Source organism: Methanoculleus sp. 10, assembly GCF_913757945.1.
In the GTDB taxonomy this organism is placed as follows: domain Archaea; phylum Halobacteriota; class Methanomicrobia; order Methanomicrobiales; family Methanoculleaceae; genus Methanoculleus.
The window spans coordinates 1-24,725 of the sequence record NZ_CAJYDP010000005.1 but is presented as its reverse complement, the minus strand read 5'-3'; the positions used below and the strand labels follow the sequence as shown (position 1 = coordinate 24,725).

The following is a 24,725-nucleotide window of genomic DNA, read 5'->3' as shown; positions in this document are numbered from 1 at the left end:
CCGGCCTCCTCCCCGAAGAGCCGTGTCCGGGGCCGCAGGTGGAAGAATGGCCCGGGCACGGGCCTTCCCGGTTTTGTCCCCGCAGTGGACCGTGGTGGCTATCGCAACTGGGGGGGGCTGACGGGGAGGGGCTTGTCCCCCCCCTGTCTCACCGGGTAGCGATACTCGCAACCCCCACCCCACCCGGCCCGGCCTCCTCCCCGCCCCCGGGGGGCGGGGGCAGTGCATGGCGATAGCCGGGAATGAGCCGTGCCCGGGAGTGGCTCTAAATGCACCCTCTCGTGCGCTCACGAAGACCGCCGGACGGCGATCCGGTCGGCCCCCTTCCCGTAGAAATGATAACCAGACCCACCCTCGGCAAGGATGTCCAGGAGGCGGTCGGGGTCGGTCACCATGTCCCCGCCCGAGATATCCACGCCGCGGGAGAAGAGGGCGTCGGGGAGGATGCTCACCGTAGGCCCGAGCACGACCACCGTGGCCTCAGGCCGGGCGAGTTCGAGCAGGTGCTCGATCGTCCCGTTGATCAGCGTGGTCCCGGTGATGATCAGGGTGTCAGCCCACGGGACGACCCGGTCAGTCTCCTCAACCGGTACGAAGAACGGGAGCTCATCGGGCTTGAGCGTACGGGGATCCATCTCGATGACCCGGAACGGCTGGCCGACCTGCTTCAGGGCACGCAGGTATGGAGTCAGCGCACCGACGATCACGACGTTCCCGCTCTCTGAGAGCGGGAGGAGGTCGACCGCATCGACGCCGCGGGTGACCGTATAGCCCGGCTGGGGGCATACATCGTTTGCGAGCGCCGAGAGAGCGCTCACGACCGCGATCCCGAGCGCCTTGCGCATCAGCCGGTCTCCGAGGGCATCGGCGACGTAGGCCCTGATGCTCCGCTCCCGGAGCCTTCCTGAGTGCGGCATCGCCTGTGCCGAACTCGGGCAGCAGACAGCTTCCGGGATCGACTTTATGGGCGTGGCGCAGATACCTCCGTGGCCCGTACTGAGTTTGACCCCGGCGAAGAAGACCCCCACAACCACCCGCTCGACCGTCACATCATCCATCCTCTCCCCGAGGCGCTCCTCGAGGATCCGGATGGTCTCACCAAGGATCGTCTCGTCTCCCATCAGAATATCTCCTGCCGCGATGAAACCGGACGGTGCCGGGACGGCGCCACGGTCTCGTCGCGGGGTTTCGCCGCGCGGGGAGGGGCGGGAGCCAGGGCGGCACGCGCGCGGCCCCGGCCGGCAAACGTCACTCGTCATATCGACCTGCACCCGCCATACGTGCAGCGCCAAGGATTATTAACCATATTGATTTTACTTATGGCCAATTATAATAGTATATTCCTGATCGCCGGTCTGCAGAGTTATGCGTCACCGTCCCCACCCCGCCACCCCCCGTTCGGCACGGTGATCTCAAACCGTGCCCCTCCCCAAAGACCCCGTCTCCCGGATCGTCATCCCGGTGATCCCGAGGATCCCCGACACCAGGAACAGCCCGTGCCCATACCGCCGCTTATATGTCTCGCGGAAGATCGCCGCCTTCTCGCCGTCCGGGATGCCGGTGCCGTCGTCCTCGCAGAGGAGCAGCAGATCCTGCCCGGACCTCGCGCACGAGAACCGGATCTCCGTCACCCTCCCGCCGTGGCGGACGGCGTTGTCGATGAGGTTGTAAAAGACCTTCTTCACCATCGGGTCCGCGTAGATCTCGAGGTCCCCAAGGTCCGTCCGGACCCGGACCCCCGCCGGGAGGGCAAGGTCTGCGACGCTCTCCCGGATGAGTTCCTCCGGCCGCTGCCAGGCGGGCGCCGCGACGCCCATGTCCTGGTAGTCCCGGCTGAACTCGACCTGCTTCTGGATCTCCTCCACCGCGGCCCGGGCACGCCCCAGGTGGGCCCGGACGACGGGGTCCCTGCTGTCCTCCGCGGCGAAGTCGATGTAGGCGCGTGCGATGGTGATCTGGTTGAGGATGTCGTGGCGGGTGATCCCGGAGAGCAGGTTCAGCTTGGCGTTCGCCCGGCCGAGCGCCTCCTCTGCGTGCTGCCGCTCGGTGATGTCCTCCCCGGAACTGAGTGTCCCGCAGACGGCGCCGTCTTTGCCCCGGAGCACGGTGTTGTGCCACTCAATGATCCGCTCGCCGCCGTCCGTGGTGAGGACCGGGGCCCTCACGTACTCGCCGGCCCCGGTATCGCCCTGCATCAGCTCGCAAAAGAGCGCATGGTAGCGCTCCCGCTCCCCCGGGGGGATGAACCGCTCGAACCAGGGCTCGTCCACGGCCTCATCCGCCGGGCAGCCGAGGACCTCGGACGCCCGGCGGTTGATGAGGGCGACCCGGCCGTCCCGGTCAAGGACGACGAAGAGGGCGCCGGCGATATCCAGGTACTGCCCGAGCCGGTCTTTCTCCCGCCGCAGCCGCTCCTCGCTTCTCGCTAAACCAGTAAAGACCACTGCATAGGGCTGCCGGATCCCGGTCTCGACGAAGGCTATGTAGATGAGCCCGAACGAGAGCACCATCAGGAGGTGGCCGACCATATTCAGGAGCCCATAAACATCGGTATACAGCGTGAAGGCGAGCTCTGATGCGATCAGCACGAGGATGGCTGCGACCAGGTGGCCCGCCACCCGGGGCGAGAAGACGTCCCGCAACCGGTAGACGGCGACGGCCCCGAGGGCGAGCAGGACCGCTATGACGTACTCGCTCCAGACCTTGAACGGTGTCAGCCCCAGCCCCTCGACGTAGCAGTCGGGGAAGACCGGGAAGACGAAGATCGAGAGGAGGAGGGCCCCGGTTACTCCGGCAAACCCGGCAAGGACCCGCCGGGGACCCGGGTTTCTCCTGAGCAGGAGCGGCGCGGCGAGCAGCGTCCCGGCAAGGAGGTAGCGGGATGCGATCCAGAGCTGCGTCGGGAGGTTTGCGTCGTAGCCGACGAAGATCCTCATCCCCTCGTAGGCAAGGGTGTGGACCAGCCCGATCCCGGCCACGAAGAGGAGCCCGGTGCCGGCGACGAGCAGGTAACTGTTCTCCCGCATCGTCCGGGCGTTCCAGGCAACGGTGAAGACCGCTATCGCTATTGCAACGGCGACGAGTTCGGCGATCGTGTGGAAGAGGAGGTAGTTGTAGAGGCTGGTCGCTGCGAGGGCGGCAAGAAGCACTGTAAAGACAACAAACGACGTCCATATGCCGGGTTCCGCGGCACCCTCCTCCGCGCGGCCTTGCCGGATATCTGCGCCGCTCCGGGGATGGTATCCGGTCAGGGACTCTGTCTGTATAAGATCGCTCTGCATGACTCAGGATAGGATCAGGCTCTTCTGGCTACGGGGCAGGGAGGCGCCGGGCCGCTCCCTGCCGCGCGGCAGTATGATACCTGCACGGCCCGGCACCCCTGCCGCGTTTCTACCCTCAGTACAATATAACTCACTAACCATTAACCTTTCCAGCAGGAGAAACGAAGCGTAACGCTCCATTGGAGAAAAAGAGTATACCACGTGAATTTCCGGAGAGAACGATCCCGCCCGGATGTTAACCCGGAGCCGGGAGGCGAGCGGCCACCGAGCGCTACACCAGTTCGTTCCTTCGCAGGAACTCCCGGATCTCGCGGGACTCGACCCAGCCCTCGTCAAGCTGCTTCACGATCCCGTTGATCCGCTCCACCTGCTCGCGGATCTTCTCCGATGTCTTCGCGTCATCGGTCAGGTCGGCCATGCCGAGGATCACCTGCAGGGGCAGGCGGATATGGTCCGCGAGGACCGCGAACTGTTCGATGTTCTGCTCGATCTGGTAGAACGCCTGCAGCCGCATATCTTCATAGCGCTTCCGGTCCGAGACGTCCCGGCCGACGACCTGGACGCCGACCACCCTGCCGCCCTCCATGATCGGGGATTCATTCATCTCGACGGCGGCGGCTGTCCCGTCTTTCCGGCGGATCTCCACCAGCATCCCCTCGACAGGCTCTCCCCGGGCAATCCGGGCATCGGCCTCCAGCCATTCATGGCGGCTTTTCTCGAGGACATAATCACTGCACTGCACCCCGATCATCTCTTCAGGGGTATAACCGAGGATCCTCGTTACGGCCGGGGAGATGTAGGTGATCCCCCGGTCAGCGTAGCAGGTATAGATCATATCGAAACTTCGCTGGGCGATCTCCCGGAACCGCTCCTCGCTCTCCCGGAGCGCGTTCTGCATCTCCCTCCGGTCGGTGACGTCTTCCACCATCCCGATGACGAGCCCTTTCTCTTCCGGATCGCAGAGCGGCGATGTGGTCAGCCGGCCCCAGATGATCCTGCCGTCTTTTGTCACGTAGCGCTTCTCCCGGCGGGCGCTCTCCCCTGAGGCCGTCTTGCGCAGGAGAGCCCAGGCCGCCTCCCTCTCGGGCGGGTAGATCAGGTCCTGGAAGAGCATGGAATGCAGTTCGTCCTCGTCGTAGCCGAACATGCGCACGAACGCCGGGTTCATCCTCATGATCCTCCCTCCGGGTCGATGAGCGCGATCCCGGTCCCTGCCTGCTCGAAGATCCCCTGAACCTCCCCTCGCTCTTCCGGAGGGCGAGTTCAGCCTTCTTCTGCCCGGTGATCTCCTGTCCCGTGACGACGAGCCTCCCAATCCCGGGCGGTAGATGTGCAGGTCGTACCAGCGCCCGGTCTTCGGCTCCTGCAACCGCCGCTGAGCCGGAACGCCTGTCTCTGCGACCTCCCCGTAGATGACGCCGGCCCCTTCGCGGATCGCCGGGAAGATATCAAAGAGCCGCCGCCCGACCAGTTCGTCGCGGCTGTGGCCGAAGACGGCGGCAGCTTTCTCGTTCAGCTCGATGATGCGGTAATCGGCGGGACTTCCTGCATCGTCAGGGATCACCTCATAGAGGGTATAACTCTCGAGCATCTTCTCAAAGAGGAGGCGGTACTTCTCCTCGCTCTTCCGGAGGGCCTCGTCTGCCCGCACCCGCTCAATAGTCCGGCCGAGCCTCTCGGCGACGGCATCGATCAGGGAGCGTTCTTCGGCAAGAAACGGCCCTTCATCCTCCTCCGGCTTCGTGGCGGTAGCAGACCTCCACCCTCCCGTGATCCGGCCGTGAACGACGATCGGGCTCTCCTGCTTCCAGCAGGTCTCCACGAACCCGGCTGAGAGGTATTCCCGGCCGTCAAGAGTGATCCGGGCGGCGGCATCCCCGGGGTGGAGCCAGCCGGCGGGGAGGGTGGCGGCAACCTCCAGTGAGGACCTCTTCGACCGCTATCCCGGGCCGTTCGACGATGCCGGTCATGGAGTAGAGGACCGCAAGTTCCCTCACCCGGTTATCGAGGGCGATCCGCTGCTCCCGGAGCACCTCTTCCGCCCGCCGCCGTTCTGTGATATCATCTGCGATGACGACGAGCCGGTCGTACTCCGGCCGGTATGCCTTCAGCTCGTAGCAGGCGTCGAGAGCCGGGTCGTAGACCTCGCGGTGCACCGGTATCCCGGTCCCGGCGACCTGATACAGGAGGTCGAGCGTAGCAGGGCTGGTCGATGGGACAACCGCGGCGAGGTCTTCCCCGGCGACCTCCTCCCGGCGGCGCCCGAGAACTTCTTCGGCCTTGTGGTTGATCTGGATGACCTGGAAACCGGCCGGGCTCCCGGAGCCGTCGCGGAGGATCGCAAGGAGGAGCCCGGCGTCCAGCATATGATCGAAGAGGAGGCGGTACTCCTGCCCGGAGATCCCGGTCTTCCCGTGCCCCGGCGCGACGGCAGCCTCAAGCATCGCGGCGACGGCGCAGACGAGGTCGCGCTCCTGCGGCAGGAAAGGATCTCCCGTCTCCTCCGGCCTCTCCCGGCACTCGACCACGAGGTGCCCGGCGACGATCCTTCCGGGCCCCGGGGCGACGGTCCCGGGCACGACCCGTGCCGATACCCGTTCCGGGTGCCGGAACCCCCGGGGAAGGAGGCACGCCGCCCGCCGGAAGATCTCCTCAGGATCGGCATCGCCTTCCTCGATCACCCGGGCGATTGCGGAGAGAGTCCAGAGTTCCCTCACCTGCCCGCCGGGCTCGTCCCGGCCGGTGATGTCAAGGGTGACCCCCACCCAGAGGACGACCTGACCGGCGGCGTCCCTGACCGGGATACCGCTGCTCGCGACGGTGCGGTACTCTCCGTCGGCGCCCCGGAATACGATACCTGTGACTCCACGGCGTGCCGGCAGCGACAGAACGCTCCCGGCTGGCGAGCATTGCCCGCAGATCCTCCGGGTGAACCCCCCCACCCATCCGGTATCCCGGCACTCATCGGCCTTCGTCCCGGCGGGGTCGAGGCAGGGGTCCGGGAGATGGAGCGCCTCGCCGCCGGGTCCGCAGATCCAGATACTGCAGGGGACCGTCTCATCTGCGAGCGGGGCAGGGACTCCCGGATCGTCCCCGGGAGGCGCGGTGAAATCTGGTGTAGGCATCGTCTGGTCCTGCAGGAAGAGGAGCAGGGTTAACAGTCGTTTCCGGCTGGAACCCGGGTACACTGTACGGGATGGTTTCCCGATCACTTGGTGCGATCCCATTATAACGTTTCTGCCTGGTCAATTTTATGGTTCATCACCGGCATCATCTTTTAAATCCAGCATAGCCAAGATCCGTACAGGTATGAGAGAGACCTGCACCCCGGGGGCTGCTGCCGGGGTTTGCCGCTCCCCGGCCGGCGGGACGGAGGCGGGCCATGGCCGCTGATGAGGCGTGCCCGTCCTGCCCCCGTTGCCGGGCCGGGATCTGCGAGATTCACGGGCCGGCCGTCGGCCGCCGGGAGATCGCGGTCTTCGCGCTCTCGGGCGTCCTCCTTCTTCTGGGGATACTCGTCGGCTCCTTCACCCCATACCCCCTCGCCGGGACGGCCCTGCTGATCGCCGCCGCGGTCATATCCGGCTACGACGTCCTGAAGACCGGGCTCCTCGCCCTCATCCGGCTCCGGTTCAGCATTGCCGTGCTGATATCCATCGCGGCGGCGGGCGCGTTCCTGACCGCGAACCCCGCCGAGGGTGCGACCGTGCTCTACCTCTATGCCATTGCCGAGTTCCTGGAAGAGTACGCGGCCGGGAGAGCGCATCGCTCGATAGCATCGCTCCTCGATATCGCGCCGCAGATGGCCCGGGTCCGGCGGGACGGCGAAGAAGTGACCGTCGGCGTCGGCGAGGTCGGCGTGGGAGACCGTGATCGCGAGACCGGGCGATACCATCGCGCTCGACGGCGTCGTCACGGCCGGCGCGTCCTCCGTCGACCAGGCGGCGATCACCGGGGAGAGCGTCCCGGTGCCAAAGAGCATCGGAGACGGGGTCTACGCCGGGACCCGGAACGTCGAGGGTTACCTTGAGGTCCGGGTGACAAAACCTGAAGAGGAGAGCACGATTGCCCGGGTCGTGGCGCTGGTCGCGGAGGCCCAGGCCCACACCTCTCCCACCGAAGCGTTCATCGAGCGGTTCTCCCGCTACTACACCCCGGCGGTCATCCTCGTCGCCGCCCTCCTTGTCGTGGTCCCGCCGCTCGCCTTCGGCATCCCGTTCCTTGAGGCGTTCTACCGCGCGCTGATCCTGCTCGTCATATCCTGCCCCTGCGCGCTCGCGATATCCACCCCGGTCTCGATGGTCTCGGGGATCACGACCGCGGCGCACAACGGCGTGCTCATCAAGGGCCGGGACTCCCTCGAGACCGTAGGGCTTGCCCGGGTGGTCGTCTTTGACAAGACCGGGACGCTCACGACCGGAAGGCTTGAGGTGGACGACGTCATCGGTTTCGGGGTGCCGGCGGCCGAGGTGCTTGCGATCGCCGCATCGCTTGAGTCGCGCTCCGGCCACCCGATCGCGGAGGCGATCCGGCGGCGGGCGGAGGAAGAGGGGGCCGCCTTTTTGGAGGTGGAAGAGTTCGTATCGATCACCGGCAGGGGCGTCCGGGGGGAGATCGGGAGCACGGCCTACCTCCTTGGGAACGAAGGACTCTTCGCTGGAACAGCGGACGGGGTATGGCGAGCGGAGTACGACCGCCTGGAGGGAGAGGGAAAGACCGTCGTCATCGCCGGCACCGACTCGGCGGTCATGGGGCTTCTCGCCCTCTCGGATGTCATCAAGGAGGATGCCGGGACGACGGTGGCCGATCTCCAATCGAGGGGGATCCGGACGGTGATGCTCACCGGGGACAACGAGCGCGTCGGGGAGGCGGTTGCCCGCCGCATCGGGATCGACGAATGTCATGCCGGCCTCCTGCCGGAGGAGAAGGTGGCGATGGTCGAGCAGTTGATGGACCGCTACGGGCTCGTGGTGATGGTCGGCGACGGCGTGAACGACGCGCCGGCGCTCGCCCGGGCAAACGTCGGGGTCGCGATGGGGGCCATCGGGTCGGACGTCGCTATCGACGCGGCCGATATCGTCGTGATGGAAGACGACATATCCCGGGTCGCCTACCTTGTGGCTCTCTCGGAGAAGACGGTCTCGGTCGTCAGGCAGAATGTCGCCACCGCGGTCATTGTGAAACTCGGTATCGCCGCCCTCGCTGTCCTGGGCCTCGTCACCCTCTGGATGGCGGTGGCGTTCGGGGATATGGGGCTCTCGCTTGCGGTCATAGCAAACGCTCTCAGGATAGGCCGGCCGGGCGCCGGCACCTGAGCGGCGCCGGACTCGAGGAGAGGACCGGGTCTCCGTTGCAACCGCCGATCTCAGCGCCCGGTCGGGGCCGGGGTCGGGGACGAATGGCGGGTGCGGGGCGCTCCTGCACCACAACCTCGCCGGCGCTTCCAGACCCGCTGTTCACGACAGCACGCGTTCTCTCTCCGGTGTATCGTCGTCCTCTTCCGGGCCATGGTGTATCCGGCATTCATGGCTGCGGCAGGCGGGGGGATCAGCGGTTCTTTCGGAGGACGAAGAACTCGTAGCCGTACTCGCCGGCGTGCTTCCGGTAGACGGCGATCTCCCGCTCCGCAAACCTGACAAGGGCCTCCGCGCCGGGATCGCCGGCGGCTGCCGTCCGGAGGCCGTCCAGCCGTCCGGCAAGCGGCGTGTAGTAGTCATCCCACCATGCCGACTCCGGAAGCGGGAAGGTCGCGACGACCTCGTAGCCGGCACGCCCGGCGATCGCGCAGTTCTCCGGGACCGTTTTTATTGCCGGGTAGCACTCGTCCCAGAACGCCGCCGCCTCCGGTGAGGGATTCTCCGTGAACCAGACGGCCTCGGTGAGGCAGAGGTAGCCGCCCGGCGAGAGGAGCCTCTTCCATGAGACAAGTCCCTCCCAGAACCCGATGACAAAGATCGAGCCCTCCGCCCAGAGGACGTCGAAGGTCGCGTCAGGAAACGGGAGGCTGTCCATCGAGGCCCGGACCGTGATGATCCGGTCATCCACCCCGGCCGATGCCGCCCTCCGGGCAAGTTCGTCCAGGTACGGCTGGTGGATGTCGACGGCAGTTATGCGACAGCCGGGGCAGATCCGGGCCAGCTCAACCGTCTGCATCCCGGTCCCGCACCCGATGTCCAGGATCTCCGGATGGGGCGGGAGGTCGGCGAGCAGAGAGAAAGCCTTTCTCGTACACGTGTTGCTCCCCGGCCCCTGGCGGGGATGGCCTTCGTACATGGTAAAAATGAAGTTATCCATCACTCCCTGTGCGTCGTGCGACCCTATAAACTCCCACGGTACGGAGCAGGCGGTCTGCTGCCGTCGCCCCGTCATCGTAAATACCAGCGCCGTCCAATCATGCGTATGGAGCGAAAGACTCCCGCTTCCGAACTCCGGGACCGCATGGAGCGGTTCAGGCTCCGCATGGACACGGAAAACCCATCATGGGAGTTTGCCGCAATCTTTGGCAGGGTGAACCAGTTCTACCTCACCGGGACAATGCAGGACGGCGTTCTCCTGGTCCCCCGCACCGATGAAGCCGTGTTCTGGGTGCGCCGGAGTTACGAGCGGGCACAGGACGAGTCGCTCTTCCCCGATATCCGGCCGATGAAGACCTTCCGCGATGCGGCAGCCGGGATGGGCGCATGCCCGGGAACGGTCCACGTCGAGACGGAGATCGTGCCCTTCGCGCTGCTCGAGCGCTTCCGGAAGTACTTTCCCTTCACGGAGATACGAGTCGCTCGATACTCAGGCGGCGATGGTCCGGGCGAAAAAGAGCGTCTTTGAACTCGCGATCATGGAGCGGGCAGGGAGGATTCACCGGCACGTGCTCGAGGACTGCGTCCCCGCGATGCTCCGGGAGGGGATGAGCGAGGCGGAACTCGGGGGCGAGGTCTTCTGCCCTCATGGTCCGGGAGGGGCATCACGGCATCACCCGGTTCGGGAGGTTCGGGACGGAGATGGTCCTCGGTCAGCTCGGCTTTGGAGAGAACTCTCTCTACCCGACCTGTTTCGACGGGCCGGGCGGGTGCCGCGGGGCGGCCCCCGGCGCACCGGTCCTCGGCAGCCCTGACCGGAGGCTCAGGGCGGGGGACCTGGTCTTCGTCGACTGCGCGTGCGGGGTGCAGGGGTACCACACCGATAAGACGGTGACCTATGTGTATAAGGGGTCGCTCCCGGATGAGGCGATAGAGGCCCATCACCGGTGCGTGGAGGTCCAGGACGAGATTGCTACGCTGCTGCGGCCGGGGATCTGCACCCTCAGAGATCTACGAGACGGTGATCGACGGCCTCGATCCTGCGTTCCTCGAGAACTTCATGGGGTTCGGGGACCGGCGGGCGCAGTTCCTGGGCCACGGCATCGGCCTCGCCGTCGACGAGGCGCCGGTGATCGCCCGGGGTTTTGATGAGCCGCTCGAGGAGGGGATGGTGATCGCCCTCGAACCCAAAAAGGGATCCGGGGCGTCGGGATGGTCGGGATTGAGAACACCTTCGTGGTTGTCCGCGGGGGCGGCCGGTGCATCACGGGGAAGAATGCCGGGCTGGTTCCGGTGGAGTGAGGGGAGAACAGGGAGAACCGGTTGGGACGCCCCGGTAGCGCGTATCCGGGCCTTCGTGCCGTGAAAGAGGGCTGCACTGAAACCGGGCGGGTATAATACCGTCAACTCCCCAATGTTAATCGGTAGCGATGAATCGTATGAACGTTCTCAGGAAGGTGCTCATCGCGGCAGGCATTCTCGCGGTCATCCTCTTCGTATGTATAGCGCTGCTTGCAGCAAATCTTGGTCAATCCGCATCAGAGAGTTTCAGGTCGTCGTATCACTACGACCTGACGATCTCCACGTCCGGGCCTATCGAAGATGCGGTCCTCCTGATCCCTCTTCCTTCCCGGTACGACCCCAAGACCGGAGCGAACGTGACACCCCTTGACCTCTCCCGTGCGAGTTTCAGCCATTTCGACCGGGACAACATATCAGTAACGATCGAGCACGTCGACGACATTCCCATGCTGAATATCTCGGCCGACCGGATCGATCCCGTCTATAGAAACCGTATTACGCCGATTCCGATTATGCCGGGGCAGAACGAGTCGGAGCTCCCCAAACCCACTCAAATCTATTCGAACCGGTATTCAGAGGAGACACCGGTGCTCGTTGAGATGGAGCTCTATGTGCCCGGTACCGGTCCCGACCATGAGATCGACACCAGAACGCCGATAGGAACCGAACCCCTGCTTGCGCCGTACCGGATTGTCGGCAATCTCAGCAGTTCCGGCGGACCCACGGACGGTTATTACGTGAGCCCCGGGTCGTCCGGGTATATCATGGAGGTGCCGTTCATCCTCTCGTTTGATGCCGACGACGACAACGTCCTTGCCATCTCATGCGGATTCCTGGGGACGAACCAGTGGTGGGTTCTCGGCTGGCAGTCAAATTCGTACTCCGAGAGTTTGCGTCACGAGTTCAGAGGCGCGTGCAACGGCACCTACCCGGTGAGGGGGGTTCTCCTGACGGGTAAGGGCGTGTACTGACCTGCGGAAATTTTCCTTTTCCATGGACGCGGTCCATGCGCCGGAATGCGTCTTCCGGGCGGCCTGGTGCCGGCAGTCCCGGTCAGGGCGGGCGCAACCCTGTCTATTCAGTTCTTCTCTGCAGCGATGACCGTGAAACCGGCCTTTGACTCAACCTCAGTCACGCAAAACCCGGTGCGTCCGAGGAGAACCAGAACCTCCCCGATGAGTAGAACCGGGCGCGGGAGAGGAACCTGTGTTTCCCCTCCGCATGCCGGTATTGTTGGGCAACTGCTCCTTCGCGTTCAAGAAATCCGATCACAAGGGTCCCCTGCGGTGCGAGGATCCGGTGGATCTCCAGAAATGCCCTGACCGGGTCGTCCAGGAAACAGATGACCGTCACCAGGAGAACCGACGAGCATGCCCCGTCCCGGAGCGGGATCGATTCGGCCCTTCCCTGGATGACCTCGATCCCCCGCTCCCGCGCCATCCGGCCGAGGGCCCGCGAGGGCTCGATCCCGAACCTGATCCCGAGGGGCGCGGCAAACCGCCCGGACCCGACCCCCACCTCGACGGCACGGGAGTCCGGGCGGGGAAGGAGACGCCGGACCCGGGCGAGTTCCGCCCGGTACCCGGCGTTGTGCTCATCAAACCAGCGATCGTAATCCTCGGCAAACTGCTCGAAGACATCCCCGGGCAATCGCGCATCCCCGTCGTTCACGGCCCGTACAGGCGTTCTCTCACCCGGTTCCCGACCGCCTCTTCCCGCTGTTTCGGGCGGGTGAGGTCCACCGCTCCCTCCCGGTACGCCGAGAAAAGGAGGTAGAGGAAATCTGCCGTCAGGTCCATCACCTCCTTCTTGAACCTGACCTCAACGGTGGTGTCACCGCTCAACCCCTTGATGGAGAACCAGTCGGCTTTCTCGAACTTATAGAACCCTTCACCGATGTTCTGGAGCGCTTCAACCTTCCCGAAGTTCCCGAGATACGCGAAGAACTCTGCGGTCACCGGGGCGTCGAGGAGGTACTCCTTCATGAAGGAGCCGTCAGCACAGGATTTATGACGAACAGACCGAAGAATCCGCATGGTGCGCAATCTCCCTTACCGCCCCGGCTGCAATCCGGCACTCTTCATCTGTCGTGAACCAGGAGAGGCTGAGCCGCACGGAGCCAATCCCGTCGTCGATCGCCCTGTGCACAAGAGGCGCACAGTGGAGCCCGGTGCGGGCAACGATCCCGTAGGCACGGGCGAGGATGAACCCCACGTCATCGTTCTCCATGCCGTGGATGTTGAACGAGACGATCGGCAGTGCGGGGTGTTCGTTGTAGACCGTTATGTTCGGCTCATTCTTCAACTCCTCGATAAGGAGCGCCGCCTGGCGCTCTGCTTTCTCTGCGATCTTCTCCACCCCAACGGATGCGACATAGTTCGCCCCGGCCGCGAGGGCCGCAAGGCCGGGGTAATTGTGGGTCCCGGACTCGAACCGCTCCGGCATCTCGCGGGGATGGAAGAGCGAGAAGGAGTCCGTCCCGGTCCCGCCGTACCGGACGGGGAGAACCGCTTCAGGGTCCCGCACGTAGAACCCGCCGGTGCCCGGGATACCGAAGAGGCCTTTATGGCCGGTGAAGACGTAGGCATCGACCGGGAGAGCCCGGAGGTCGATGGGTATATGGCCGGCGGTCTGCGCCCCGTCGACGATGAAGGAGATCCCGTGGTCGTGGAGGACCTCCCCGATGCGGGTGACGTCCTGCACCGACCCGAGCACGTTGCTCCCGTGGGCCGTGACCATGAGCCGGGTATCGGGCGTTACAGCCGCTTCGACCGTATCAGGATGAACCGTGCCGTCCTCGAAGGGGAGGACCGTCAGCCGGATGCGGCCCTGCCGTGCGAGCTCGTGAAGCGGCCTCAATACCGAGTTGTGGTCGAGTTCGGTCGTGAGGACACGGCAGTCGGCCTCAGATCCGGCGAGGAATCCCTGGATGAGGATGTTTAAGGAGTCGGTCGCGTTCGGGGTGAAGACCACGTGTTCCGGCGGATCCGCGGCAAGGAGGCTTGCGAGTGCTTCCCGGGCGAGCGTGATATAGTCCTCTCCCTGGCTCCCGGTGGTCCTCCCCGACCCGAAGACCGGGAGGGCAAGGGACTGCCTGACGGCCTCGAGCACCTCCGGGGGTTTCGGCCAGGTCGTCGCGGCGTTGTTTAAGTAGATGATCGGCGGGCGGTCAGCCATGAAACTCGTTTCCAGAGGGTCTGTCTCCTACAGGCAAAAAGAGATCGTTTCCTCCATGCGATCCTTCGCCGCGCCCGGGAACTGCCTGGTTTACCTGCCACTAGTGCATCGATTCCAGATGAACAGACCCTATCTGGCCTTCGTCCCATCCCAGACGGAGCGCTCCCCTCCGTCCCCTCCGCAGGAATAGTGCTGGCAGCGGTTTCCCGGAGAGGGGCCAGAACCCGGTTTTCCAGGCTTGTCCTGCTACTGCCGGTTCGCCGCGGGGGATCCCGGATCTCCCCATGGAGTGGACCTGGCAACCCCACCCCCCCGCATCGCCCCGGGCTTCTTCGGGGACCGGGCCCGGCCTTCGCAGGGATACCCGTCCCCGCCCCGCAGGTGGGTATCCGCACCCTTCTTCGGCCTTCCCCACCCCGCCCGGGGCGGGGCCGGCCCCCGCCCCCCGGAGGGGGGGCAGTACGTGGCGATACCGGGGAAAAGCCGTCTCCCGGGATGCAAACCCCCGGATGGTGTGAAAAAAGATCGATCCTCTCCCCCGTTGAGCGTACCGGTAATTGAGAATCGTTGCACTAATCCTCCAGCCCGGACCTCCCGGCGAACCTGCCGGGGAGTTTGAAGTTACGTTCAAAGAAGGATTGAACCTAAAGAACAGAGCCTCAGGCGAGAATCGAACTCGCGACCTCGTCCTTACCAAGGACGCGCTCTACCGACTGAGCCACTGAGGCGCAACGCACCAATTATGTTGGAGGTTTTCCCTATAAAAGGTTACGGCTGATGCCGGGAGAACAGCATACCGGATCATCGCCCGGCCGGCCCTATCCACCCTGTCCCGCGGCATCGATCGCCGCGAGCGCGGCTATGCTCGCGGTCACCCCGTCGAGGGTCTCCACCTCGACGATGGGGATGACGTTGCTCCTCGCGACGGCATCCATAACGGCCACGAAATCGATCGTCCCGGCGCCGACCGGGGAGTGCGTATCCGCGGTGCCGTTGTTGTCGTGCAGGTGGAAGTGCGCCGCCGGGTGGGTGAGGAAACAGTCCAGGCACCCGTTCAGGTGCGCGTGGCCGACGTCGAGCGCAAGCCCGACCCCGTCGATGAGCGGCAGGTCCTCGCAGGAGCGCAGGAAGAAATACTCCCAGTTCCCCATGTTCTCGATGAAGAACGTGACCGAAAGGTCGGCGGCCGCCGCCGTAAGTTCGTCGAGCGACTGCCGGAACCTTCCCGCCGCCCGCTCCCGCTCCTGGCTCCACGCGTAGTAGCCCGGGTGGATGACCACGTCCGCCCCCACCTCGGCGGCGATGGCGAACGTCTGCGTCAGGACCTCGACGCTCGCCCGCCGGATGGGCTCAAGGATGCTTGCGATGTTGACCCCCCGGGACGGCGCGTGGATGAAGTAGAGATACGAGTAACTCTCAAGCGGTTCCGCACTCTCCAGGTAGTGCAGCCCCTCGTCCATCACCTCCACGCAGTCGGTTATGGGAACGAGTCTCTCGAGCGCGCGAGAGAGCGGCTCATGGTGAAGGCAGTAGGTGGAGACGCCAAACATACAGGATATTCCGGCCGGGACGATAAATAGATTCGGCATATGTGCCTGCCGGCACCAGTTCCGGAGCCGCGACCCGCCCCATATTCCCCCGCCGTGCCGGAGAAGACGGAGCACTTCGCTGATGCTGGCACCCGGCATCGAGCGGTGCGGTCTCGCGCGACGCCTTAATGCGGAGTTGACAGCACCCGGACACCGGGCTTCGCGGCAACGCGGCTCAACGCGCGAGGCTGAATCGCTATCCGCAACGGTTAACTCGGGCGTTGCCGCGAAGAGCGCGAAGGGAAGTCGATGGTTTGACCTCTAAGGGCGGGCTTTCTCAACCTTAGCGAAGTGCTGAGACAGCCCGTCGCTCCGGCATGCAGGGCCGCCGGGAGAGGCCCAACACCAGCGGCGCGGGTGGCCAATCCGCATGGTTTATGATAATCCCTTCCGATATGATTGAATATGGCTGATGGCTTCATCCCGGAGGTTGTCATCTCAAACCAGCTCGACAGATCGAAGGCCGAGATCTTCTCCTTCATCGAGTCCAACGCCGAAGCCATCGACGAGAACTTCCCCTCGTTCTTTGGAAAAGTCGTCACGATCCTCGACCGGGCGGGAATCCCCATCCCCGACGCCGCGCATGATGAGTTCATCGATGCGATCGCCTACCGGGTCTTCGACGCGAGCTCGCGGGCGGGAGACGTGAAGTTCGTCAACCGTGTCTGCGACATCGCCTGCGGTATGAAGCGGAGGAAAGAGCGGAAGGCCGGCGTCCACCTTGCAGCCGCCGTCAAACTGATGAAGATCGGGATGCCGCTTCGCGCGGCGACCTACCTCCAGCCGTACCGGAAGCACGATGCCGTGGTGGGATGCTGGCACGCCTACTGCTACTACGCCCTCTACAAGGAGGGATCGACCGAGCCCGGCTATTCGGCCGCGGAACGGTGGAACTACTTAAAACTCGCACGCCAGCACCTCGACGAACTCGGGCAGCTCCGGCCGGGGCTCCGGCGGCTGGTCAGGGGGGAACTCGAGCAGGACCCGTGGCTCGCCGAACCGTTCTGGGTGATGATCTTCCTTGCGACCGAGTGGATACCGGATAACCGCTGGTTCCTGGAGATCGGGCTCTCGCGGGCAAAACAGGACAACAACAGCGTGGTGCTGGTGAAACTGCTCCAGATCGGCCTCGTCCGGTTCCCGGGCGACATGCTCTTCTACCGGGAGGCGTACAACCTCAAGTTCGAGCAGGGCGACCTTGCCGATGCCCTGGGCCTCATCCGCGACATGCTTCAACGGTTCCCCGACGACGCCGAGCCCATCTACTACGGTCTCCGGACCGCTCTCTACCTCCCCCGGGAAGGGGAGTTCAACGAGTTCCGGACGCTTGCGGAGGAGAGAAAACTGCCGGGCCACGTCCTCTGCCTCATCGACTACGCCTACGCCTTTCTCCGGGGAAGAAAAGAGCAGGCGGGCCTCTGCCTCGACGAGTTCCGCAGGAGGTATCCTTCGCTGAACTACTACTCCGACCTGCTCCTGTTCGTCACCGCCGCCGACGCCCCGGCCCGTCCGATAGGCGTCAACCAGGCGATCTTTGCCTCGGTCGACCAGTTCTGTAAGAGGATGCTCAAGATCGGCGATGCGTGAGAGCAGATCGCCCGCCGTTGCCCCGGGGTGAACGCTGATGAGCTCTCACTCCCAACCAGCCTGATGATACCCTATGGCATACCGTTACCTCTTCGGCCCGGTCCCCTCCCGGCGCCTGGGCAGATCGCTCGGGATCGACCTGGTGCCGCCGAAGACCTGCCCCTTCGACTGCGTCTACTGCGAGTGCGGGCAGACGACCAACCTCACCTGCGAGCGGCGCGAGTATGTCCCGACGGACCGGGTCATCGCGGAGATCGATGACTGTCTCGCAAAGGCGCCGGACCTCGACTACGTCACGTTCGCCGGTTCCGGGGAACCGACGCTTCACTCCGGGATCGGCGACATCATATCGTTCATCAAAGACCGCTACCCCCGCTACCGCGTCGCGGTCCTGACCAACAGCGCGCTTCTTGCGGACCCGGAGGTCCGGACCGCCCTGATGCGGGCGGATCTTGTCGTGCCGTCGCTCGATGCGGTCTCCGAAGATGTCTTCCGCGAACTCAACCGCCCCTCCCCCGGCATCACCGCCGGGCAGGTCATCGCGGGGCTCACCGCCTTCACCCGGGAGTTTTCCGGGGCGATCTGGCTTGAGGTCTTCATCGTCCCGGGCCAGAACGACACGGAAGAGGAACTCCTCCGCCTGAGAGACGCCATCGCCGCCATCGGGCCCGACCGCGTCCAGGTGAACACCCTCGACCGGCCCGGTACCGATATCCGGGTAAGACCGGCATCCCCCCGGACCCTTGCGCGGGTCGCAGCGGTCATCGGCGGGAACGCGGAGGTGATCGGGGCGGCGCCGGATGAACCGGCGATGGTGCCGGAGATGGAAGAGGTCGTTGATATCCTGCTTGCCACGCTCCGGCGCCGTCCCTGCACCGTCACCGACCTCTCCCGGCTCTCCGGCCTCCGGCCGGCCGAGGTGACGAAGTGCCTCCGCATCCTGGTGGAGAAGGGGGCGGTCAAGTCCGTACGGGAGCAGAGGGGCGTATTCTACCGGGCGGCCTGAACCCGGCCCGTTTCCGCTACCGGCACGAATATGCCGTACCGGCGAAAGATATGTATGAGGATCCATGGCGGTTGGTAAGGATATACTCACGACGCTTTCCGCTCTCGTCGACCGGGACATAACGCTCATGCACATCTGCGGCACCCACGAGGCGGCGATCGCCCGCGCCGGGCTCCGGAGCGTCCTTCCGGAAGGCCTCAGGATCGTGATGGGGCCGGGCTGCCCGGTCTGCATCACGCCGCAGGGCGAGATCGATGCCGCGCTCGACCTTGTGGAGCGGGGTTGCACCGTCGCCACCTACGGCGACCTGCTGCGCGTCCCGGGGTCGACGGGATCGCTCGAATCGAGCGGCGGGGACGTCAGGGTGGTGCAGGGCGTCCACAAGGCGGTGGAGATCGCGAAGCGGGAGCCCGACCGGGAGGTCGTCTTCATATCGGTCGGGTTTGAGACCACCGCGCCGACGGTCGCCGCCACGATCCTCTCCCGTCCGCCGGAGAACTTCTCGATCCTCTCCTGCCACCGGCTCGTCCCGCCGGCGATGGCGTGGCTCCTCGCCCGGGGAGAGGCGGCGCTTGAGGGGTTCATCCTCCCGGGGCATGTCTGCACCGTCATGGGCTACGAGGAGTACGAGCGGTTCGGAGTCCCGCAGGTCGTCGCGGGGTTCGAGCCGGAGGACATCCTCCTCGGCCTCCTCATGGCGGTGCGGCAGGTCCGCGAGGGGATTTGCCGGGTGGAGAACGCCTACCCGCGCGCGGTCTCCCGGGAGGGGAACGTCAAGGCGAAACGCCTCATGTATGAGGTCTTTGAACCTTTCGATGTCGAGTGGCGCGGCTTTCCCGTGATACCGGCGTCGGGCCTCCGCCTGAAGCAGGAGTTCGAGGGCTACGACGCGCAGAAGAAGCACGACGTCGCTATCCGGCACGTGGACAAGCACTCGGCCTGCATCTGCGACAAAGTGCTGCGCGGCGTCGCCCGGCCATCCGACTGCCGGCTCTTCGGGAAGGCCTGCACCCCGCGCACCCCCGTCGGCCCCTGCATGGTCAGCCACGAGGGGGCGTGCAAGATATGGCATCTCTACGAGTCGCGGAGAGCGTCAAGCCCTCCCCTCCGCTGACCTTTTATACCATACAGGACAACATCATATGGCAGTCTCGGTAGGGTAGTGGATATCCTGAAAGCCTCCGGAGCTTTCGACCCGGGTTCGAATCCCGGCCGGGGCGCTTCGATTTTTGATACAAGTTCACAAAGAGCGTGGTCGTCAGGGAGGGGACCCAGCGCGCATGGTCCCGGATTACCTCCCGGATCGGCGGCTTCTCCGGTGTCCGGAAACACCGTCCCGTGCACCGGGGAACGCGGCGGGAGGTGGGACAGCAGGGCGATCACAGGTCTTCGTCGTCGTAGAGCCCCAGCGCGATCTCGTCCTCGATGGTATCGGTCTCCTTCCTCACGATCGTCTCCTCCCGCCGCCGGTAGAGGTCCCTGACGGCGTAGGGGGGCGGGCTGCCGCCCGAGAGTTCCGTAATCTCCAGGAGGGCCTCGCCGATGCGGTCGAGGTCGCCGGACTCGCCTATCTCGACACAAAATCGGCCGGGATACGGTCCTGTTATGTAGGCAAACCTCCCCGGGACCGAATGGACCATGAGTATCCGGTCAGCCTCCCCGGCCATACGGGGTTCAACTTCGATCTCCAGGACCGCAGGCGATATCTCGATCGTCTCGATATCGCCGGTTCCAAAATCCCGGACGAGGTGCAGTTCCATTCTTTCTTCCCTCTCTCCCATAACGGGGCTATACCGTCAGCCCCGCGCGTATGTCCCTGCAGTGCATCGTACCCGCCCGCAAGTTATGCGCATCGGTCGCGTTCGGCCACACCTTTTGCGACACATGGAGAACGGGTACGGTGAACAGACGGCCGTGAGCGAACTCACGGGAAGGTGCACCGGTCCGGGGAGCGGCATCCGGCCGAGCAGCGGGAACAGAAGAGCGAGGACCGGGAGAAAGAACATCGGCGGCGATCTTTGGGACGGCCGGCGGGTGTTCAGGGCTCAACCTTCCGGGGAGGTTCAACCGGCCCTGGCCGGATAGGAATTCCTCGTGCGCTGCACCGCGGAGAACGATTATCCAAGCGCCGGTTGTGCATCGCCCCGCCACCGGGAGCGCGTCATCCTGCACGGCGCCTATCGCGCACGGTCTGACGTGGAGCCGCTCATGGAGAGCCTGTGGCCCCTGCAGGATAGAGCCGCACACAGCGGCGAACCGGCAGGAGCGGCTGCTCCGGGTTACCGTGCCGGCGCCGCAGATCTCTGTGATGCCAGGAGTTCCGCGAGAAGGTCCATGGTCTCTTCCATCTCCTCCCTCATCCCGGACTGCTGGAGCATCGCATCGCGGTCCTCGACCGACTGGAAGACCAGATGAGTCGTCATCCTCGTCCTGTCTTCGAGGTCGTCGAACGTATCCATCTCAAGCAGGACATGGCCCGGCATGCCTTCGTACTCGAAGGTGTAGATAAGCCGCTCGGGCTCTGTAACCTCGTGGAAAACGCCATGAAACGCGTACTCGTTGCCCTCGGCATCACGCTGGACGATGCGCCACAGGCCGCCCGGTCTCGCGTCCATCTTCTCGACTGTAGTCTTGAGGTTCCTTGGCCCCCACCACTGCGATACCAGATCCGGATCCGTACACGCCCTCCATACAAGTTCACGCGGCGCGTCGAAGACCTGCGCGAGGATGATCTCCTGCTTTCCGGGTTCAATCTGCTGGGTTTCCACCATTGGTCTGTCACCCCTCGGGAGCGCTCCTAGGGCGACCCGGCGCATATAAACATACCGGTGGCCCTTGCCGGGTTGCCAGACCTGCTGGATCCGGATGAGGTCGCCGCAGGTATCGTCGGACACGGCCCGGAAGATCGGCTTCTGGCCGGAACGTGCGCTCCCACTGCTCGTAATCGCTCCCGACGGATAACCCGCCGCAGACATCTCCCGCTCGAAGACGGCTACCATGGCGGCCCGTGCAGGGGGCAATCCGCCGTTACCGGGGCACGCATTCCGATCAGGCTCATATCCGGGGAGATATCCGGCTACGGCGCTGTCTCCTCCCAGAACGGGAAAGAAAGAATAGAAAGATTTAAATAAAGAGAATTCATAGAAGAGTGCTTAGGTACTCGATGATTGGTAACGGCAGAGAGTCCTACCGTTGCACGCACGTGCAGAACGTATTCTTCTTTATATTTAGTTAGGGAACCGGCCGATTTGCCAGTTCCCGTGTAATGTAACGGTTTTTTCCGTTACCGGCAGGTGATCTGTTATGTTTGGAATCAGTGATCCCTCTATCTGGGTCGGATATCTGCTTGCGCTCGGATTCACGCTCGCATGCGTAGTGTACGGCTTATTGAACTGGAATCGCGGCACACAGGAGCAACGGGATGGCAGTTAATACAGGCATCTTCGTCGCAGTAACGCTGGTGTATCTCATCGCCACCATAGCGCTCGGCTATATCGGCTACCGCCGGACAAAAGGCGATGACGACTACTTGGTTGCCGGCAGGCAGGTCCACCCCGTCGTTCTTGCCCTCTCCTACGGTGCAACGTTCATCAGCACATCGGCCATCATCGGTTTCGGCGGGGTTGCGGCGCAGCTCGGGATGGGAATGATCTGGCTGACCGTCCTGAATATCGGGCTTGGCATATTCATCGCGTTCGTCTTTTTCGGAAAACGGACCCGCAGTATCGGGAGCAGACTCCGTGCCGTAACCTTCCCGGACCTGATGGGGAAGTGTTATCGGTCGCCGTTCATGCAGTACGCCGCAGGGATCGTCATCGTCATCGCCATGCCGCTGTATACGGCGGCGATCCTGATCGGTGGGGCCCAGTTCATCACGAGCACGCTGCAGGTCCCGTACACCACTTCGCTCATCGCGTTCGCCGCGATCGTCGCCCTCTACGTTGTACTGGGCGGGCTCATCGCCGTCATGTACACGGATGCGCTGCAGGGCGGGATCATGCTCGTCGGCATGACCATCCTTCTCGTGCTCACCTACGTCTCCCTCGGCGGCATTGTCGAGGCAAACAGCGCCCTTGATGCGATGTCGAATCTCGTCCCGCAGGGGCTTGCCGCCGGAGGGATGACCGGGTGGGCCTCTATGCCGGCGCTCGGATCATCCATCTGGCTCACCATGGTGACGACGCTCGTTCTCGGGGTGGGCATCGGGGTGCTGGCGCAGCCTCAACTCGTCGTCCGGTTCATGACCGTCAGGGACAACCGGTCGCTGAACCGTGCGGTCCTCGTCGGCGGGCCGTTCATCCTCATGATGACCGGGGTCGCCTTCACGGTCGGCGCGCTCACGAACGTATACTTCTACCAGACAGAAGGAGTGATCGCTCTCGCAGCCGCCACCGACGGCAACATCGACACGATCATACCCAACTTCATCAACGCGTCGATGCCGGACCTCTTCATCGTCATCTTCATGCTGGCGCTCCTTGCCGCCGCGATGTCCACGCTCAGTTCGCTCTTCCACGTCATGGGAACATCGCTCGGGTTCGATGTTCTGCAGCGTGCCGGTGCTCAGAAGAGGTCGATGGGACGGATCCGGGTCGCGACCGTCGTCATGATCATTGTAAGCGTCATCCTGGCCTTCGTCATGCCCGGCAGCATCATCGCGCGGGCGACGGCGATGTTCATGGGCCTCTGCGCATCGGCGTTCCTGCCTGCCTATGCCCATGCGATGTACAGCAATAGGCCGTCGCTCCGCGCTGCAAAGCTGAGCCTGGTCGCCGGAGCGGCCGCCTGGTTCATATGGACCGCATTTGTCCACATCAAGGAGTCGGAACCGATGGGGCTGTCAAACCTCCTCTTCGGGGTGCCGGCGATCCTCCCCATGCCGTGGCAGGCCGTGGATCCTCTCGTCATCGCTCTTCCCCTCTCGGCTATCGTGCTGCTGGCCGGGCTGGTGCTTGACCGCCACAGGGTATCCATAGAGACGGAGGGGCCGGCCGGGGCTGCCTGACGGTGGCTCCACCTCCGGATTCTTTTTAGCGGCAGGAATGTGCCGTGGCGTTTCGCGTCGAATGGGTCTTGCGCGGTTGCTCCCCCGGATATGAGGAGGAGTCGCCAGGGTGAGTCCGCTACCGCAAGCGCCCTCATTCCTCGGACCCGAACGCGGTGGAGATGAACCTCCGCCGCTCCCCTGCATCCTGATTGACGGTATCCATCGCTAATCCACGGCGGCGGGCATGCGGGAGTAGGGGGACATACGTCGTGCTCTGTGGGAATTTTGGGTGGCCGGATGCCGGAAATCCCGGATCGGCTGGATAACGGGGCTCCATTCCCCCGATCCAGGGCGATAACTGCCGCAAAAAAGAGTGAGAGAGGTTAGTTGTTCTTTCTTCCCGCAGCCAGCAGCAGCCCGACGATCAGCAGGGCGCAGCCGGCGAGAACCGGGGAGAGCGGCGACTTCGGGGTGGGAGCCGGCGCCGGGTTCATCGTCACGTACAGGTCGATCGTCTCGCCCTTGCCGGGGTACCGGTCGATCGAGCCCGTATAGGCCGTGTACCCGTCCTTTGTCAGGGTGTAGGTCTTATACGGGGTACCGGTCGTGTAGACCTGCACCGAGAGGACGCCTTTGCTGATAGTGCCCTCGACTTCGTTATCGAACATCACTGTTGCGCCGTCGACGTTGGCGTGGACGGTGTACCAGCCGACATCTCCGCCGATCGGTGCAGGGGTCTGGACCGGGTTCAAGGTCGCGTAGAGGTCGAAGACCTCGCCCTTACCGGGGACCGAGTTGATACTCCCGTGGTGGGCGACATACCCGCCCTTCTCGACGCGGTAGGTCTTATAAGGAGTTCCCGTGGTGTAGACCGGGACGTATAGCACGCCGCCCTGGATCTCCCCCTGGTACTGGTTCTCGAAGTAGACCTGTGCTCCGTCGACGTTGCAGTTGACCGCATACCATCCGTTGTCCCCGCCTGAAATACGATTTAGCCGATAATTCTGGTATGATCTCGTTCATGTACGATGATCCTGCCCGTCGGGTGGGGGGGCGGATCTCCTCTCAGGATTAAGGGGTTCCCACCGCCCCCATCGGGGCGCAGGGCCAGGGAGCGGCCGCCTCGCCCGGTGGGATCTGAAACGGCTGCCGGACTGGCGCCGGCCCGGCTGGGTGAGATATCGTGAGAAAATCCTCAAAGACCTGGCGAAAGCCTCCGGAAAAAAGAGAAAGGGTTATCGGTACTCACGTTTTCTTCTCTTCTATGAATTACCGCACAGTCACCGCGCTTCTGGTTGTATCCGCCTTCCTTCTCCTCTTTACGGCGGGATGCGCTGCCACAACAGAAGAGAACATACCCGGTGCGCCCTCTGCCTCACCGGCCGACGAGGCGTATGCCCGGGGGGTGGCCGCATACGCGAACGCCAGCTACCGGATCGCTGAAGAACGTTTTGCCGAGGCTTATGCCCTCTACACCGGTGCCGGCGATACGGATAAGGCACG

General features: G+C 64.2%; 19 protein-coding genes, 2 tRNA genes and 2 pseudogenes. 10 read left to right on the top strand and 13 right to left on the bottom strand.

All coding sequences use genetic code 11. From position 1 onward, the window contains the following. Positions 1 to 287: 287 nt before the first annotated feature. From QZ408_RS06940 to QZ408_RS06925, 4 genes are all read right to left on the bottom strand, one after another. Entirely contained in the window at positions 288 to 1,121 is an 834-nt protein-coding gene (locus tag QZ408_RS06940; RefSeq protein ID WP_292490519.1) for a DUF364 domain-containing protein, read from the bottom strand. A 291-nt stretch (positions 1,122 to 1,412) separates the two neighbouring features. Further along, positions 1,413 to 3,281 carry an MASE3 domain-containing protein gene (locus tag QZ408_RS06935; RefSeq protein WP_292490517.1) on the bottom strand — a complete coding sequence of 623 codons (1,869 nt, stop codon included), beginning with the start codon at positions 3,279 to 3,281 and terminating at the stop codon, positions 1,413 to 1,415. A 271-nt stretch (positions 3,282 to 3,552) separates the two neighbouring features. Then, a complete protein-coding gene (locus tag QZ408_RS06930) occupies positions 3,553 to 5,103 on the bottom strand; it encodes a PAS domain S-box protein (RefSeq protein WP_292490516.1) in 1,551 nt (516 codons plus the stop codon). A 28-nt stretch (positions 5,104 to 5,131) separates the two neighbouring features. Beyond that, positions 5,132 to 6,508, bottom strand: coding sequence for a PAS domain-containing protein (locus QZ408_RS06925; RefSeq protein ID WP_292490515.1), 1,377 nt, complete (start codon positions 6,506 to 6,508; stop codon positions 5,132 to 5,134). A 642-nt stretch (positions 6,509 to 7,150) separates the two neighbouring features. Between QZ408_RS06925 and QZ408_RS06920 the strand changes: the two genes are divergently transcribed. After that, positions 7,151 to 8,596: a cation-translocating P-type ATPase gene (locus QZ408_RS06920; protein ID WP_292490514.1), complete on the top strand. Its 1,446-nt coding sequence runs from the start codon at positions 7,151 to 7,153 to the stop codon at positions 8,594 to 8,596. Positions 8,597 to 8,828: 232 nt separating this feature from the next. Here the strand turns inward: QZ408_RS06920 and QZ408_RS06915 are convergent, their stop codons facing one another. Continuing rightward, entirely contained in the window at positions 8,829 to 9,575 is a 747-nt protein-coding gene (locus QZ408_RS06915; RefSeq protein ID WP_292490513.1) for a class I SAM-dependent methyltransferase, read from the bottom strand. Positions 9,576 to 9,680: 105 nt separating this feature from the next. On the opposite strand from QZ408_RS06915, the pseudogene QZ408_RS06910 reads away from it, so the two are divergent. Then, positions 9,681 to 10,876, top strand: a pseudogene (locus tag QZ408_RS06910) (Xaa-Pro peptidase family protein). Positions 10,877 to 11,004: 128 nt separating this feature from the next. After that, positions 11,005 to 11,847, top strand: coding sequence for a hypothetical protein (locus QZ408_RS06905; RefSeq protein ID WP_292490512.1), 843 nt, complete (start codon positions 11,005 to 11,007; stop codon positions 11,845 to 11,847). Positions 11,848 to 12,007: 160 nt separating this feature from the next. On the opposite strand, the gene QZ408_RS06900 is transcribed toward QZ408_RS06905, so the two are convergent. From QZ408_RS06900 to QZ408_RS06880, 5 genes are all read right to left on the bottom strand, one after another. Continuing rightward, positions 12,008 to 12,547, bottom strand: a complete 540-nt coding sequence (locus QZ408_RS06900) for a class I SAM-dependent methyltransferase (protein ID WP_292490511.1) — start codon at positions 12,545 to 12,547, stop codon at positions 12,008 to 12,010. Further along, entirely contained in the window at positions 12,544 to 12,861 is a 318-nt protein-coding gene (locus QZ408_RS06895) for a hypothetical protein (RefSeq protein ID WP_292490510.1), read from the bottom strand. Before QZ408_RS06895 ends, QZ408_RS06900 begins: the two co-directional genes overlap by 4 nt. Before the next feature lie 22 nt (positions 12,862 to 12,883). Further along, entirely contained in the window at positions 12,884 to 14,053 is a 1,170-nt protein-coding gene (locus tag QZ408_RS06890; protein ID WP_292490509.1) for an aminotransferase class V-fold PLP-dependent enzyme, read from the bottom strand. A 655-nt stretch (positions 14,054 to 14,708) separates the two neighbouring features. Beyond that, positions 14,709 to 14,781, bottom strand: a tRNA-Thr gene (locus QZ408_RS06885). A 90-nt stretch (positions 14,782 to 14,871) separates the two neighbouring features. Continuing rightward, a complete protein-coding gene (locus QZ408_RS06880) occupies positions 14,872 to 15,603 on the bottom strand; it encodes a sugar phosphate isomerase/epimerase family protein (protein WP_292490508.1) in 732 nt (243 codons plus the stop codon). A gap of 444 nt (positions 15,604 to 16,047) precedes the next feature. On the opposite strand from QZ408_RS06880, the gene QZ408_RS06875 reads away from it, so the two are divergent. From QZ408_RS06875 to QZ408_RS06860, 4 genes are all read left to right on the top strand, one after another. Further along, the gene (locus tag QZ408_RS06875; RefSeq protein WP_292490507.1) at positions 16,048 to 17,229 is read left to right on the top strand and encodes a hypothetical protein; all 1,182 of its coding nucleotides are present in this window, start codon (positions 16,048 to 16,050) and stop codon (positions 17,227 to 17,229) included. 73 nt (positions 17,230 to 17,302) lie between these two features. Continuing rightward, positions 17,303 to 18,235 (top strand): radical SAM protein, encoded by a 933-nt coding sequence (locus QZ408_RS06870; protein ID WP_292490506.1) that lies wholly within the window; start codon positions 17,303 to 17,305, stop codon positions 18,233 to 18,235. 64 nt (positions 18,236 to 18,299) lie between these two features. After that, the gene (hypD, locus tag QZ408_RS06865) at positions 18,300 to 19,349 is read left to right on the top strand and encodes a hydrogenase formation protein HypD (RefSeq protein ID WP_292490505.1); all 1,050 of its coding nucleotides are present in this window, start codon (positions 18,300 to 18,302) and stop codon (positions 19,347 to 19,349) included. Between the two features lie 34 nt (positions 19,350 to 19,383). Next, positions 19,384 to 19,455: transfer RNA gene (locus tag QZ408_RS06860), tRNA-Arg, on the top strand. Between the two features lie 159 nt (positions 19,456 to 19,614). Here QZ408_RS06860 and QZ408_RS06855 read toward each other — a convergent pair. Beyond that, positions 19,615 to 19,995 (bottom strand): hypothetical protein, encoded by a 381-nt coding sequence (locus tag QZ408_RS06855; RefSeq protein ID WP_292490504.1) that lies wholly within the window; start codon positions 19,993 to 19,995, stop codon positions 19,615 to 19,617. A gap of 519 nt (positions 19,996 to 20,514) precedes the next feature. After that, positions 20,515 to 21,255: an SRPBCC family protein gene (locus QZ408_RS06850; protein ID WP_292490503.1), complete on the bottom strand. Its 741-nt coding sequence runs from the start codon at positions 21,253 to 21,255 to the stop codon at positions 20,515 to 20,517. Between the two features lie 283 nt (positions 21,256 to 21,538). Here QZ408_RS06850 and QZ408_RS14865 point away from each other — a divergent pair, with 283 nt between their 5' ends. After that, a complete protein-coding gene (locus tag QZ408_RS14865; RefSeq protein ID WP_365995714.1) occupies positions 21,539 to 21,667 on the top strand; it encodes a symporter small accessory protein in 129 nt (42 codons plus the stop codon). Next, positions 21,657 to 23,240 (top strand): sodium:solute symporter family protein, encoded by a 1,584-nt coding sequence (locus QZ408_RS06845; RefSeq protein ID WP_292490501.1) that lies wholly within the window; start codon positions 21,657 to 21,659, stop codon positions 23,238 to 23,240. Before QZ408_RS14865 ends, QZ408_RS06845 begins: the two co-directional genes overlap by 11 nt. Before the next feature lie 365 nt (positions 23,241 to 23,605). Here QZ408_RS06845 and QZ408_RS06840 read toward each other — a convergent pair whose 3' ends face one another. Beyond that, a complete protein-coding gene (locus tag QZ408_RS06840) occupies positions 23,606 to 24,109 on the bottom strand; it encodes a hypothetical protein (protein WP_292490500.1) in 504 nt (167 codons plus the stop codon). Between the two features lie 377 nt (positions 24,110 to 24,486). On the opposite strand from QZ408_RS06840, the pseudogene QZ408_RS06835 reads away from it, so the two are divergent. Next, a pseudogene (locus QZ408_RS06835) lies at positions 24,487 to 24,725 on the top strand (transglutaminase domain-containing protein); the annotation flags it as partial.

Coding starts and splice junctions, on each gene's coding strand:
- QZ408_RS06925 (WP_292490515.1), bottom strand. CDS start 6,508: ATGGGATCGCACCAAGTGATCGGGAAACCATCCCGTACAGTGTACCCG.
- QZ408_RS06905 (WP_292490512.1), top strand. CDS start 11,005: ATGAATCGTATGAACGTTCTCAGGAAGGTGCTCATCGCGGCAGGCATT.
- QZ408_RS14865 (WP_365995714.1), top strand. CDS start 21,539: ATGTTTGGAATCAGTGATCCCTCTATCTGGGTCGGATATCTGCTTGCG.
- QZ408_RS06940 (WP_292490519.1), bottom strand. CDS start 1,121: ATGGGAGACGAGACGATCCTTGGTGAGACCATCCGGATCCTCGAGGAG.
- QZ408_RS06845 (WP_292490501.1), top strand. CDS start 21,657: ATGGCAGTTAATACAGGCATCTTCGTCGCAGTAACGCTGGTGTATCTC.
- QZ408_RS06880 (WP_292490508.1), bottom strand. CDS start 15,603: ATGTTTGGCGTCTCCACCTACTGCCTTCACCATGAGCCGCTCTCTCGC.
- QZ408_RS06890 (WP_292490509.1), bottom strand. CDS start 14,053: ATGGCTGACCGCCCGCCGATCATCTACTTAAACAACGCCGCGACGACC.
- QZ408_RS06875 (WP_292490507.1), top strand. CDS start 16,048: ATGGCTGATGGCTTCATCCCGGAGGTTGTCATCTCAAACCAGCTCGAC.
- QZ408_RS06855 (WP_292490504.1), bottom strand. CDS start 19,995: ATGGAACTGCACCTCGTCCGGGATTTTGGAACCGGCGATATCGAGACG.
- QZ408_RS06870 (WP_292490506.1), top strand. CDS start 17,303: ATGGCATACCGTTACCTCTTCGGCCCGGTCCCCTCCCGGCGCCTGGGC.
- hypD (WP_292490505.1), top strand. CDS start 18,300: ATGGCGGTTGGTAAGGATATACTCACGACGCTTTCCGCTCTCGTCGAC.
- QZ408_RS06895 (WP_292490510.1), bottom strand. CDS start 12,861: ATGAAGGAGTACCTCCTCGACGCCCCGGTGACCGCAGAGTTCTTCGCG.
- QZ408_RS06935 (WP_292490517.1), bottom strand. CDS start 3,281: ATGCAGAGCGATCTTATACAGACAGAGTCCCTGACCGGATACCATCCC.
- QZ408_RS06915 (WP_292490513.1), bottom strand. CDS start 9,575: ATGGATAACTTCATTTTTACCATGTACGAAGGCCATCCCCGCCAGGGG.